Annotated in this window: 9 protein-coding genes; all 9 read right to left on the minus strand. The window is 60.5% G+C overall.

All coding sequences use genetic code 11. The features are described from left to right. Window positions 1-32: 32 nt before the first annotated feature. A complete protein-coding gene (locus LU684_RS05895; protein WP_060518949.1) occupies window positions 33-4,742 on the minus strand; it encodes a transglycosylase SLT domain-containing protein in 4,710 nt (1,569 codons plus the stop codon). 12 nt (window positions 4,743-4,754) lie between these two features. Further along, the gene (locus LU684_RS05900) at window positions 4,755-6,944 is read right to left on the minus strand and encodes a hypothetical protein (protein ID WP_060518951.1); all 2,190 of its coding nucleotides are present in this window, start codon (window positions 6,942-6,944) and stop codon (window positions 4,755-4,757) included. Window positions 6,945-6,953: 9 nt separating this feature from the next. Next, on the minus strand, window positions 6,954-7,514 hold the full coding sequence (locus tag LU684_RS05905; protein ID WP_060518953.1) for a virion core protein, T7 gp14 family: 561 nt from the start codon (window positions 7,512-7,514) through the stop codon (window positions 6,954-6,956). After that, entirely contained in the window at window positions 7,499-7,993 is a 495-nt protein-coding gene (locus tag LU684_RS05910) for a hypothetical protein (protein ID WP_155952726.1), read from the minus strand. Before LU684_RS05910 ends, LU684_RS05905 begins: the two co-directional genes overlap by 16 nt. Further along, entirely contained in the window at window positions 7,968-10,313 is a 2,346-nt protein-coding gene (locus LU684_RS05915) for a phage nozzle protein (RefSeq protein ID WP_060518955.1), read from the minus strand. The genes LU684_RS05910 and LU684_RS05915 overlap by 26 nt, the downstream gene beginning before the upstream one ends. A gap of 3 nt (window positions 10,314-10,316) precedes the next feature. Beyond that, complete coding sequence (locus tag LU684_RS05920; protein WP_060518957.1) at window positions 10,317-10,904, minus strand: hypothetical protein; 588 nt, start codon at window positions 10,902-10,904, stop codon at window positions 10,317-10,319. Between the two features lie 61 nt (window positions 10,905-10,965). Beyond that, window positions 10,966-11,934, minus strand: coding sequence for a hypothetical protein (locus LU684_RS05925; RefSeq protein WP_060518959.1), 969 nt, complete (start codon window positions 11,932-11,934; stop codon window positions 10,966-10,968). 160 nt (window positions 11,935-12,094) lie between these two features. After that, window positions 12,095-12,295: a hypothetical protein gene (locus LU684_RS05930; RefSeq protein ID WP_028692652.1), complete on the minus strand. Its 201-nt coding sequence runs from the start codon at window positions 12,293-12,295 to the stop codon at window positions 12,095-12,097. A gap of 14 nt (window positions 12,296-12,309) precedes the next feature. Continuing rightward, entirely contained in the window at window positions 12,310-12,750 is a 441-nt protein-coding gene (locus LU684_RS05935; RefSeq protein WP_060518961.1) for a DUF1353 domain-containing protein, read from the minus strand. Window positions 12,751-12,757 lie beyond the last annotated feature (7 nt).

Here is a 12,757-nt window from a genome sequence, read left to right on the forward strand (position 1 = left end):
CCGAAGCCGGGGTTCCCATAGAGGTGGTTGTGTCAGTGCTGCTTCGAGCCGGTTGGGTAGTCGTTGGCAATCATGTTCAACATGGTGCTAACGGGCGCTACGTTGTTCATCGGCAGGAGGCGAGCCCAGTTCTTGATGTCCGAAGCGGACGTTTGGGAGTCATCAGAGAGCCCGTTCTTGACGAGCTTCTTCATGGAGATGAGGCCGTTGATGGCCTGATAGGTTGGGTTGGAGACAAAGCTGGACAGGTCGCTGGTGGTCCGCATCCCAGAGAACAGCGGGTACGGAGACACCGTGTCATAGAGGTTTGGCAGAAGAGAAGCCTGAGAAATTTTGCCGAAGCTGTTGGCCACAATCTGACCGGGGGCCATACGCTGGTCCAGGAACTTCTGGCGGTTCTCCTCATTCATCCCCATGGAATCCAGCATGGTTCGGCCCATGTAGGTCAGGCTCGCCAGGAATCCCCCGTGCAGGACAGTGGACAACGTGGCCCAGTCCCGGTGGTTCGCGGCGAAGAGCATGGACTTGTTCCAGCCGTGCATGGTGAAGGCCATGAACTGGAACATGGCTTTTCCTAGTGTGGTCCCCATGAGTGGAATCATGGAGCTAAGGTCGTTCTCCTGGATGACACGGCGAGACTCACGGTGCATCGCAGTCATGAACCTGGAGTAGTTCTCAGGGGAGTCCTTAACCCAGGCCCCGAAGTCCAGCTTACGGGAAGGCCCGAAGGCACCATTCCGGGGAGTGCTGTACTTCTTGAGGTCCGCCAGAACGCCGTTCGCTTGGTCTCTGCTCATCCCCATCCAGGCCAGTCGGTCATCGGTGAGGAGCTTGGACGCCGCACCATTGGCGTGATTGACCCAGTGATTCACCAGGGCGATAGCGTGGATGCGCTTCTGCTGGATCATGAGCGGTGTCATGCCGGTGTAGTCCAGGACGCCTTTGGCGACCTTGCGTAGCCCGTTGTCCACGGCATCCAGCTTGCGGTTGAACGCGGTGTCACCGTTATGGCGAACCCAATCGTCCTTGGCGCTGAAATTCAGGCGGGCCACGTAGTCAGCCCCGGCACCTCCGATTGTGTTCTCCAGGTGGTCCAGGAGGTCATCCGGGGCTTTGCCGGTGGCGATGTCACGGCGCAGTGCTCGGAGAGTGGGCACGGCCTGGAGCGTGGCCTTCCATCCCATGGACCCAGTGATCTGCGACAGCTCGGAGACTTGGTTCCATACCGCCCCGCCCATGAGGCGGATGACGTTGAAGTTACGCCACATTTCCAGGCTCTTGTTGAGCGTGGAGAACTCCTCCATCGGGAGGCCCTGGATGCGATCGAAGGCGAACTTCAAGTCCTTTCGCATACCGGCCACGTTCGCGCCTGGGCGCATCCCTTCCCCGAACTTGTTCTCCGTGGCGGCCATGATGGCCTTTTCGATGTCCTGCCCCTTGTACACGTCCAGGTGCTTTGCAAGGGCCACGCTCCCTGCCATACGGCGCAGGTACGGCTCCACTACTTCGAAGGCGTTGGTGTGGATGAAGTCGTTGAGAGAAACAGCGCTCTTCGTCCCATCGGCACCTGTCCAAGTCTCGGTGTGCAGCTCGTTCACGGAGTTCCGGTTCTTGAGACTTGAGGCAGTACGCCCCGCATCAGTCCCCTTCGTGGGCAGCATATCGTCCATGACCCGGACGGCCTCCTCTTCGGAGTAACCGCCATTGAGCATCAGCGAGTGCTTCAAGGCTTCCCGGTCGGTGCCCATCATCATGGAACCCATCGCGTCCTGCGTGCGGTTCGCATGGGCCTCTTCGACAGTCCGAACGTACCACTTCGCCCAGCGGTTGGCGGCCTCATCCGAGATGCCCTCACGGGCTCCCTGATACGCCCTAGCCCACCAGCCGGTGACAGCTTCATGGCCCCAGGTGTTGACCATGGAGTTCCACTTGTTCACGTCATGCTTTCGCGGGAGGTAGTTCGGGTTCTTTTCCAGGGTGCCGACCACGGAGGTAGCGCCCGTGTCGGAGTCACGGATTTCCGTTTCAGTCAGGCCCAGCTTGATCCGCCCTTCATCCTTGAGCGGGTTGTTGATGTAGTCCGCCACATGGTCCAGGGTCTTTCGGATGGTCTCACCAGCACGCACTACCTCATCAGGGAAGTCAGCATCCCGGCCCCGGATGAAGTCCGACACCAGGCTACCGAAGTGGTCAAATGCCTCAGCCTTCTGGTGCCACTTAAAGCCGTTGGCCTGGAACCACTTCTGGAACTGCGGGAGCGAGGTTTTCTTCATCTGCGTGGCCCAGCCTTCTGTCCACTTCGTGGTGTCGTCCCAGGCATTGGGCCCGACCACGGAATGGTCCTTGTAGCCAATGGACGTGCCGAAGAGCTTGGCGGCCAGCGCACGGACCGCGGTTGGAGAGTCAGCTTTGCCAAGCTTGTTTTCCAGGCCGAGGCCCCAGCCGAACACTTCGGGGATGTGCGCAGCCTTCGCGGCCTGAGCATCCACGCTGCCTTCCAATGCGGGACTGCGCACCGTCCTGGACACGCCTCCTGGGCGGGTAAGTGGGTTCGCCAGCTCCACCAGGCGGGACAGGGCGTTGTGTTCGTTTTTGCCGATTCCTAGCAACTTTCGAAGGCCACCGACAAAGCGGTCCCACAAGGAAGCATCGGGCTTGCCTGGAAGGGCCTTCCCCTTGAGCCACTGCTGGAACCGGGCATTAGTCAGTCCGTAGGCGATCATCTCCTTGGGGTTGTCCAGGTTAATCCCCAGGCGGCCCTCCAGAGCGCTCTTCCAGTGTTCCCCGAACTCATTCTGCGCAGCCTTGAGCATCGAGCCGTGCAGAGTGCTGAGGTCCGTAGTGGCCTTGCTGATCTGCGGGTCCGTGGACATGAGGCGGTCGCTGGTGGCGTGCATCTTGTACACGGTGGCTGCGTGGACCAGCTCATGCACGAAGGTTTCTTCATTCAGGCCGGACAGGTCCGACAGACGCCCGGTGGGGCTCATGTAGGAATGGCCCCGGAGGAACATTTGAATGCCATCCCCGGTGGACTGGTGCGGGGTGAGAACCGCGCCCTTAGCAGTTTTAATCACCGCGTCCATCGCCGCATTGCCAAACTTCTGGCCCTTTTCGATGACCTTGAAGTTCATCTTGCGGAGGTCCACAGCCTTGAGGACACGGTTCAGCACTTTGACCGTCTCGGGGTTCTTTGAGTACGCCCGGACGTAATCGGCCAACTGGCTCACGCGGTTGACGCCGCTGGGGAGGATCAGGTTGTCATCCCGGCCGCCACTGGCTTCGTAGCGGGGGGTGTCCCACTCTTCGCTCCAAGGCTGCTTGCGCCCAGGTGTACCCACTGACGGTTCCTGCGGCTCATCCCGTGGCTCACCCGCTGCCGGTGGTTCCTCTGGTGCCCGTGGCTCCTCGGGCGGCAAGTCCACGGTCTTGGGTTCCTCCCCCGGCGAGTGGATGCGGGCGGAGCCTCCGTCCTCAGTCCGCCAAATAATGGCGTTGCCAGGGGTGTTCTTCGTGTCCACGTCCTGGCCGAACCTGCGGAGAAACTCAGGCTGGCTCAGCGCGCCTTCACCGGGGCGCATGAGGCCCGAATCGGTAAGCTCCTTGATTTGCGCCTTGCCGGACTCCTGGCGGCCCCACTGGGCCAGGCGGGCGTTTTCCTCAGCCAGCGGCCCCTCTACGTGAGCGAGGCTACCGCCAATGGCCCCGAGGCCCAGGCCCATCGCAGCGGAGATGTACAAGTCGTCATCCGTGCGGAGCGGGTTGTATCGGTTCATCAGCGCATCATAGCCCACGTTGGTCCCAGCCCCGACCACGCCCATGCGGACTGCGTTGGCAATCCGTGAGCCAGCCGTGAGTAAGCCTTCGCCGCCCATACCGGGGACAAATCCGATGAGCGTGGGCAAATCCACCAGCCCGCCGACTAAACGGCCCCCGAAGCCTGCGACTCCCATTTCAGACAGCTTCTGCTCATCCTGCATGGACTGCTGCATACGGGAGCGCCGGAAGTCAGCATCGGAGTCACTTGTGGCCTGGAGGATGTAGTCCCAGCTCTTCTCGGGAATGCCCTCCAGGTACTTGCCAGCCTTATCGTTGTCCCAGGAGAAATTCCAGTCCGTCGATTGGGTGCCCCTGTCCCGCAACCAGTTCACCACGGAGTTGTCCGAGGCGAAGCCCAGGGCCAGAGCTTGGGGGATATTCTCTACGTTGTTGATGAGCCCCCCGTTCTCTGCCCGCTGCTGGGCCTGCATCTGCACCAGGTCCGAGGCGGAAGCGCTCTGATCCGGGTTGACTGAATCGCCGGAGGTGAAAGCGGAGGACAGGGGGTTAGGCTTTCCCGAGGGGGTCTGCCCTGCTGCGGGGGTGGTGCCGTTGAACTTGCTCAGGTAGTCCCGTGTTTCCGGCCAGGGACTCCCTGCGGCCAGCGCCTTGGCAGCCCGAGGGCCGCCGTTGTAGTCGGCCAGGGCCATATCCATGTTGCCGTTGTACTTAGCCAGGCTGTCCCGCATGTAGCGCCCAGCGGCATCAGCGGCCTGGGTGTAGTCGTGGGGGTCAGTGACGCCGTATGCCTTTTGAGTGGCGGGCATCAGTTGGAACGGACCTTCGGCGCCCTTGCCGCTTTCGGCATCGAGGTTGAACGATGATTCCTCACCGCTCATTTTGAACAGCGTCCCTTGAGGGAGGCCATATTGTTGCTCGGTCGAATCAGTGATTTTCCGGGCATCTTCCAGAGAAATTTTAGTCATTACTTACCTTTGTTATTGGAGGTACTGCGGGTCAATAGGATTCAGCGCACGCTGCACTTCGGCGGCATGTTCTGCATTAGCTGCGGCTGTCTTGGCCTTGAGGTCTGCGGCGTAGGTGTTGCCAATCCACTTCTCCACCTGTTGGCGGGAGTAGTTGAGGACTTGGTGATTCACGTCTGTGAGGGGCACTCCCCCGGTCCACATGGTGTAACCGCCTCGGTCGTTGGGCTCCATGCGGATGTTCCCCTTGCCGATGTCTTGGTCATCCGCGATCTTCCCTGGCACCTCGTCAATGAAGCGCTCGACCCACTTCCCCCGGTCTTCTCCCTTGGGGACTTGAGGCAGGTCTTTATTCAGGTACAGGGTGTTGTTGATGTTCGTGGAGACATTCGGGTCTTGCAGGTACTGCACGGTGGCCTTCACTGCGCTGGCCGCATCGGGCACCTGGCCGGACTTGAGGAGGAGTTCCGACCTTCGCCGGATGTCCGCTTGGACTGCCGTGAGGTTCGTCTGGTCATTGCCCCAAAGCCCCTCAGCCCAGTGGACGGAGCGAGATAGGAAGCCGGGGTTCACCACGTCATTCACAGCGCTCGCTACGTTGGCCTTCATGGCCCCCATATCGGCCTCGGTGACACCGGAGTTCCCGCCCTGATAGACCAGGGATGCCGCTGAGTTGGCATCGGGGAATCCGCCCTTCTCCATCAAGAACTGGATGTCGGAGAGCTTCTGGTATGCCCCACCGGCAAGCTGTTGGGCGTATGCGGGGTTCACCGCGTTGATGTGGTTGAAGGTGTCGATTGCGCCCTGGCCCTGCTGGTTAAGCTGGCCCTGCTGCTTCCCGTCCGGGGTCCAGCCGAGGGACGCCAGGTTGGTGAGACCCGACTGGAGAATGCTCTTCCACTGCGGGTTATCCACCTTGTTCGTGGAGTAGAACTGCACCTGCTTGTCGAACGGCATCTGCTCCTGCTGGACACGGTTTGCCATGTACTGCTGGGCGTACTGCTCAGTCTCGAAAGCCTTCATCTTGCCTTCGGGGCTCATCACCTGCTGGGGCTGGAGGTACGCCAGGTTGCCTTGGTCGATGGCTACCCGCGTGGATTGCTGGGCGTTCGCCATGGACTGCTGGGCGGTGGACAGAAGCTGGAAGCGGTTGATGTTGTTCTGCCGCTGATTCAACTGGGACTGGCTATGGTTGATGACAGCGTTCCAGGTGCTGGCTGTGACCCACCGTTCGTTCTTCTGCGCCCAGTCATTGAAGCCCTTCTGGTCCAGTTCACCGGTATCCGCTTGGGTCAGGAACGGGCGAATCTCATCATCCACACGCTTGCGCTGGTTCTGGTCATCCATGCTCTGCGCGTGGAGGCTCACTTCGGCAGCGGTGGTGCCGCCCAGTGTGGACGCCACAGTGGCACCGGATGACAGCTTCTGAGCCAGGAGCGCGTCCACCAGGGACTTGTTTCCGGTCTGCGCGATCTGGACCAGCGTGTTGTTCAAGGTGGTCTTGCGGGCATCGTCCCGGAGTAGCGAGGTGGACGACAGAAGGTTGAAGCGACTGGCGATGGCCTGGGCGGCTTGGTCAGTGGTGCCGTGGAACTGGTTCCCAGTGACATCCCCGACCACGTTCATGAGGTTGTCGCTGGACTGCTGGATGCCCTCAGTGATGGCCTTGGCGTTCATCGTCCGTGCGTTCGTGTCGAACACGTTCATGCGGAAGGCGTTATAGCCCTTGTCGAAGCCCGCAACGGCAAACTGGTTCTGCCCCTCAAGTGCCTCATTGCGGCTCTTCGTGAGGTACTCGTCCACCTGCTGCGGGTCGGTGAACTGGAGTTCGCCAGTCTGGATTTTCGACATGGTGTCCCGCTCCATGCCTTGCATCAGGTTCTCACCGTAGATGTGCTGGAGCGTGCCCTGGAAGGCTGGGGACTGGGAGGCCAGGATAGAGCCGTCTTTGATCTTCTGGCCCAGCTCGCCCACGGTCATGGAGTCGGCTGTGTCCTGGGCCTTCTGCCGCTCCCGTTGGTCCTCAGCGGAGCCGAACTGCTGGAGCGCCTGGGGGATCGCTGAGGAGCCCAGTGCCTGGGCCAATTGGTTCGCCTTCAATCCAGCCGTGTCATCCAGGTGCGCCCGGACTGGCTGGAAGGCGATTGGGTTTACTTGTTCCATGCCCTGGACGCCAGGGTCATAGTTCACTTGTCCACGCATGGGGCCTCCTTAGGAGCCATTAGGGGTGACGGTGGTTGAGCCGGAGTTGGCCCGGAGTTGGGTGCTGTAGGCCCCGAGAGCGCTGGAGCCGAGGCGGCTGGCCGCTTCCAGGTAGTTCGGGGAGTCCACAGAGCGGAGGGAGTTGAGCGCGCTTTGGGTGCCGTAGTAGTTGTTCTGTAGCTGGGTGTTGTTGTTCGCTACGGTCGTGCTGTAGTTCTGCTCTACGGATTGGTTGTAGTTGTCGCGCTGAGCCGAGAGGTCGGCCAGGAGCGCATCCACGGAGTTGCCCTCTACGCCCGCTTCACTCGCCTGGGCGCGCGCGGTGGACATAGCCGCTCGGGCCTTGAGGTTGTTCTGGTATTCCTGCTGAGAGGCAGACTGGCGGGCTTGCTCGTTCGCATACCCGGTCTGCGCTTGGTTGTCCTGAAACGCCTTCAAGTCGTTCTCAGACTGCTGCTCTTCATAGGCTGCGGTCGATTTCGCTTGCTGGTTCTGCTGGACCACGGACGCGGTGGTGCCAGCCGCTGCGATGGCCGTTGCGGCCCACGCTGCTGCTACGATGGTACACATGGGAATTGGACCTTCTGGAATTCCTGGAAGGCTTCGCCATCGGGGCCGAAGGGTTCCGGGTCGCAGAACTCAAAGCCCAGCCAGCGGAGCCACAGGAGATGAACAGGGTTGCCCGTCCACGCCCGGTTCATGAGGACCGGACGGAGTTCGTGCATTTGGTTGATGTAGTCCCGGCAGTGAGCCAGGAATGTCTTGCGGGCTTGCGGAAGCTCAGGGGAAGCGAGCATCCAGGGAGCGCCGACCATATCTGTCAGCGGAGCCACACCGAAGATGGCGACCACACGCCCATGAACCAGGAAGGTCCAAGTGCGCAGGGAATCCATCTGCCCAAGGAGCAATGCTTCCAGGGGTTGCAGGCGGGAGGACTTCCAGATTTCGTCCCGGTCCTCCTCCCGCATGTTGGCGGCCAACTCATGGCAGTGTGTCGGTGTCGTCTCAAGTACCCACGCGACCTCAGACAGCCTGGCTGCGTTTGACAAAGAAGCCCTCCCAGTCCGCGCTCAGGAAGGCCGAAGGCATCGGAGAGTCGTTCTGAATAACGATGGTGGCGTCCGTGTTCTGCGTCATGATGGGGAACGTGAACTTGCCGGTGCTTAGCTCTGCCTGTCCTAATGTGGCGCTTGGGGTGCCCAGTACCTTGCCCGAGTAGGTATAGGTGTAAGTGTCCCGGTAACGTGGCGTCACCTTCACCTGGAAGTACCCGGTGCTGGCAAAGTTCACGGACGCCTTGCGAAGCTGGAGGCGGCCTTCGGTGTCGCTCTTGGTGCCCCCGCCTGCGCTTTGGGTCTTCACGGTGATGGTGCTTAGCTGGAAGCTGAACACGTACCGCCGACCGACGATAAGGTCCGAGGAGGTGTAATTCCCCTTCACCTTCGCTGTTGTCCCATCCCACACAATTTCAGAGACCACGCCAGGCTTGAGTGTCTGCCCGGTGGCGGTCACGGCCATGTACGTGCCGTCATCCATAGCCCACGAATGCGGGATGGTGGTGTAGCCATCCGCGTAACTCAGGGTGTCTTTCGTGACGTATTGCTTTCGGTCCAGGTGAACCAGGTACGGCTCATTGGTGCCCAGGCTGTCCGTGGCTACAGTGAGTTTTTCGAAGTACAAGCCATCGGCGCGGTTGATCGCCAGGAACACTTCGGAGTCCAGGAACTCCGCGCTCAGGATGGTATCGGTGTCCGGGAAGGTCCACTTGCTCCAGGAGCTTTGCACCTTCGTGTCACCGTCCCAGTAGAACTTGTACACGTAGATCGAATGGCGGTCCCCGGTAGTGAGGACGCACAACATATCCTCAGAACTGGATGAGGCGATCTTGAACACGCCCGAAGGGATATACTGGGGAACATGCGAAGCCACGTCCGTGGAGTCGTTGGAGACATCGTTGGTGTCCGTGAAGTATTCCCGGATGGCCGTCCAGTTCTCCCGGTCAGAGGCGAAGTACACGTTCTTGCCCACGGATTGAGGAGTGGTCAAGGCGTTGCACACGAACTCCGTGGACGGCTTGATGGAGATGGTTTTGGGCGTGAGGGTGTCCCCGTTGTCGATCAGGAATTGGACCTCATCGGAGAACAGCAGGAGTTGCTTGTTGAACGACACCGCGTGCTTGAGGATCGCGACTTTGGTGTACGTGCTGGACACGTCGATAGGATCGCTGTCCAGAAGCTCCGTCACAGTGGTGCGGTAGAAGTTCCAGTATTTCCCCGACTCCGAGAAAATCACGGCCTCATCGGCTAGGAATCCCAGGCGGTTCCGGTAGAAGACAACATCGTTGATTGTCCGGCCCACAAAGGACGGGTCTTCGTTGGTGTCCGCATCGCCTGCCACTCTGTCCGTCCAGGTGGCTGCCTGGAAGGTGAAGGTGCCGTCCGCGTTACGGACCAGCGTGTGCGGCATGGTTGAGCCGTCCAGGCCCAGTGCCACGCCAGGGCCGACACACTCACGCCACACGCCAGTGCTGTCAGTACCGACATCGTAGTAGACGTAGTAGTCGTCCGAAGAATCGCCAGGGTCGCCGGTAATTTCGAACAGGCAGCCACCGGCCTGGGTGCAGTTGGAAGGCAGCGTGGAGAACGACTGGACTACCTTCTTGTACGCCTTCATGGCGTTGTTGTTGAAACCATCGTAACAGTCGATGGTGAAGTCCGCGGTGCTGGTGATGTACAGACAGGAGCCCGCCCGCACGCATGTGAAGCCCGCGCTTTGGATGCCCGCCACCAGCTCCGTGGCGATGTAGTCCGTGGAGGCCAGGGAGGTTTTCGTGGCATCGGACCCATCTGGGGTCGCGTATGTAGCCACGGTCACGCCGTTGAGGATGACCCCGTAGGTGCGCCCGTAGTTACCCTGGATGACACTGATGAGTGCCTCGGGCCCACGGGTGGCACTCACGGCTGCACGGTTCGCCACGGTGATGGCCTTGTTCACGATGAAGGTGTAGTCCGCCACGGTGATCGCGGTGAAGTCGCTTGCCGGGTCGCTTGCGGCTAGGTAGCCGGTTCCATCCGGGAAAGACACCGTGCGCTCAGTGCCGTCTACGGCAAATACACGGAGTCCGCCGTTGGTGATCGCCACTTGGTAGCGCTCGCTGGCATCGCGGTTGATGGTGTGGACGAATGCCGACTCCAATGGGGAGGCTGTCACTCGGGCCAGGTGGGTGGTTGGGGGGCGCTTCATCAGTCCCTCAGAGACGGTCGAGATGCCGTTCTCTTGGGCGTCCAGTTGGGAGGACAGACGGAGGGTGAATGGTTGCTGTGAGACGCCGTTAACGAAGTTCGGGATGGAGGATGAGATTAAGGACATAGGCTATCGGTCAAGTACCCGCATGACGGAGTAGTTGCCGGTCAGCACGTTGTAGCCCCCGGTCTCCGAGTCGTACTTGCGAATGGCGACCAGGGCCCGCGTTTCGTCCTTCTCGGTGAAGCCGTTGAGGACATCGGAGCCCACATTCCGCTGCTGGAACACTCGGGCGGCCCGGACGGTGATGTAGTGCCGCACCGATTGTGGAAGTTCGGAGAAGTCCAGGAGAACGATCATGTCCACGGTGATCGAGGAGCCGAACTCATACGTGTGGTTCTGGCGGTCGTAAATGCGCGTGCCCCGGAGAGTGATGTCCAGGGTGGCGCTCTTGCCGCTAGGTGTGACCTCCAGGCAGTTGCCGGGGACGGTGATGTACTTCGTGAGGAGAGCCGGAGTCAGCTTGTAGTTGCGCTCAGTGTTGAACTGCCATCCAGGCGATTGCACGTCGATGGTGACTTCGCGGAGGACTGAGCGGGCGATGGCGGCATCCGCTACGGGAAGGCCATCATCCAGGGAGTTGACTGGCGACTCGCCAATGGTATTGAGCATGATGTTTACGGCATCTAGCTCGGTCGTTTGGGCGAGTGTCTTCATTTTCTAGGCACGAAAAAAAAGCCCCACACAAGGAAGTCCTTGAGTGAGGCTAGGTTGGTGGTTAGGCGGTTTTCAGCTCTACAGCGGCTGCTGGGCGGAGGATGCCGTGGCCCATGGCGTACTTGGCGACCATGAGGGTGCCTTGACGGCGGATGTCGTAATCCGACTCCATCGCCAGGTCCATCAGCTTGACGGTGCCGACAGCGGCCTTGTGCATGACCAGGGCTGCGGTGCTGGTGGCATCTACAGCGTACTTGTCGCTGGTGCCTGCGGTCAGCGCGATGCCGCCATTCGCAACGGTGGCGATGTTGGAACCGAACGGAGCGTGGACAGCTTTCACCAGGTTGATGCCCGCCACTTGTGGCAGTTCGCCCTTGGCATAGCTGCCTTGGCCGCCCCACAGGGAGTTCATCAGTTTGGTGTTCTGAGCCAGCATGTAGTACGCCGCTGGGGTCAGGTAGGCGTAACGCTCATCAGCCGGGATGAATTTCTCATCCAGCTTCTGCGCGGCTGCGAACAGTGCAGCTACCAGGGCTTCGCCAGTGGTATCGGTCAGCAGCGCGGAGTCAGTTACCGAACCGCCACCAGCTTCGGTCGAGACCGGGGCCGATGCGCGGGCAGCCAGGACGCCCAGTTGCAGGATGTGCTTATCGTAGGTGTACGACAGAGCGCGGCCCATCTCAGTCGAGTACGGACCACGGACATCGTAGTGGTTCATGGCTTCGTCGATGGAAGCGATGAAGGCGTGCGAGATGAGCAAGTCGTCGATGGTGATAACTTGCTCGTTCGCAGGAACGCTCAGGCCAGCAATCTCAGCGCCCGGAGTGTGGTACTGGGCCGAGATTTTGCCCAGGATTGGGAACTGGGCAGACTTGCCGCTGGTAATGGTGCGGACCAGGTGCTTGTCAGCGGTGACGCACGACTCCTGAAAGGCAGTCAGGACTTCGCCCGAGAACACTTTCAGGAATAGCGCTTTGGCATCGCCAGTCAGGTTCGCTTGGCCCAGGCGGGAAACAGTTGCATCAGACATTGAGGGGTGAGTCCTTGAGAAAAAGTCGATGGAGCGAGCCGGGATGAATCCCGTGGCCCGCGTTGCCACCGCGCAGGGGCGCAGTGCGGCTGGACTTTTCTGTTGCTTCTCAAGGTGCTGAGGCGGCCCGTATTAACGGCTACGGGCCAGGCCGGGTTGATCAGTTGTCAGCGACAACGGCACCGGATGCAGCGGAGGCGCTGGTGGCGCTCGCCAGGGTCGAAACAGCGGCAGATGCCACCGCCTGGATTGCATCAGCCTTGGTCACAGTGCCGTCAGCGGCGACTTCGGAGACCAGGTTTGCCAGGACTTTTGCCAGGAACGACTCAGCGTCTACGGCTACGGTTTTCAGAAAGCTCATGGGGGTGTTTCCTTTTATTGGGGTGGGTTGGGTAGGTGGACCAGGCCGGACGGCTGGGTCACGTTTGCGGCCAATGCGTAAGCACGCACGGCCCCATAAATTACGGAGCGTTTCCACAGGGGAACTCCAAGGTCGGTCATGGCCTGGCGCAAGATCCGGTCGCATTCTTTTCGGGTGATGCGAATAGGCACGCCATCCAGTAGGACGGTGAGGGTCTCGCACAGGTAGTCATGGACGATTGCCGCCTGGCCGTATGTGCCCCATGGGGGAATCAGTGACCAGAACGGACGGGGTACAGAAGCTCCATCAGTGATGAAGCCAGCGGGGACATCCACGTACCGGCCAGTCCCTTCGGGACCGATCCAGTAGCGGAAAGGCGAAGATGCCCAGTAGTCCACGCCATCCACTTCCTCCATCCACTTGATGGAGAAGTGTTCGTCGGTGAAGCCGCTCATTGTTGTT

The organism is Pseudomonas sp. NMI542_15 (assembly GCF_021283425.1).
GTDB lineage: Bacteria > Pseudomonadota > Gammaproteobacteria > Pseudomonadales > Pseudomonadaceae > Aquipseudomonas > Aquipseudomonas fortuita.

Excerpts from the sequence above, each read along its gene's own strand:
- LU684_RS05895 (WP_060518949.1), bottom strand. The coding sequence starts at position 4,742 with ATGACTAAAATTTCTCTGGAAGATGCCCGGAAAATCACTGATTCGACC.
- LU684_RS05900 (WP_060518951.1), bottom strand. The coding sequence starts at position 6,944 with ATGCGTGGACAAGTGAACTATGACCCTGGCGTCCAGGGCATGGAACAA.
- LU684_RS05905 (WP_060518953.1), bottom strand. The coding sequence starts at position 7,514 with ATGTGTACCATCGTAGCAGCAGCGTGGGCCGCAACGGCCATCGCAGCG.
- LU684_RS05915 (WP_060518955.1), bottom strand. The coding sequence starts at position 10,313 with ATGTCCTTAATCTCATCCTCCATCCCGAACTTCGTTAACGGCGTCTCA.
- LU684_RS05920 (WP_060518957.1), bottom strand. The coding sequence starts at position 10,904 with ATGAAGACACTCGCCCAAACGACCGAGCTAGATGCCGTAAACATCATG.
- LU684_RS05925 (WP_060518959.1), bottom strand. The coding sequence starts at position 11,934 with ATGTCTGATGCAACTGTTTCCCGCCTGGGCCAAGCGAACCTGACTGGC.
- LU684_RS05930 (WP_028692652.1), bottom strand. The coding sequence starts at position 12,295 with ATGAGCTTTCTGAAAACCGTAGCCGTAGACGCTGAGTCGTTCCTGGCA.
- LU684_RS05935 (WP_060518961.1), bottom strand. The coding sequence starts at position 12,750 with ATGAGCGGCTTCACCGACGAACACTTCTCCATCAAGTGGATGGAGGAA.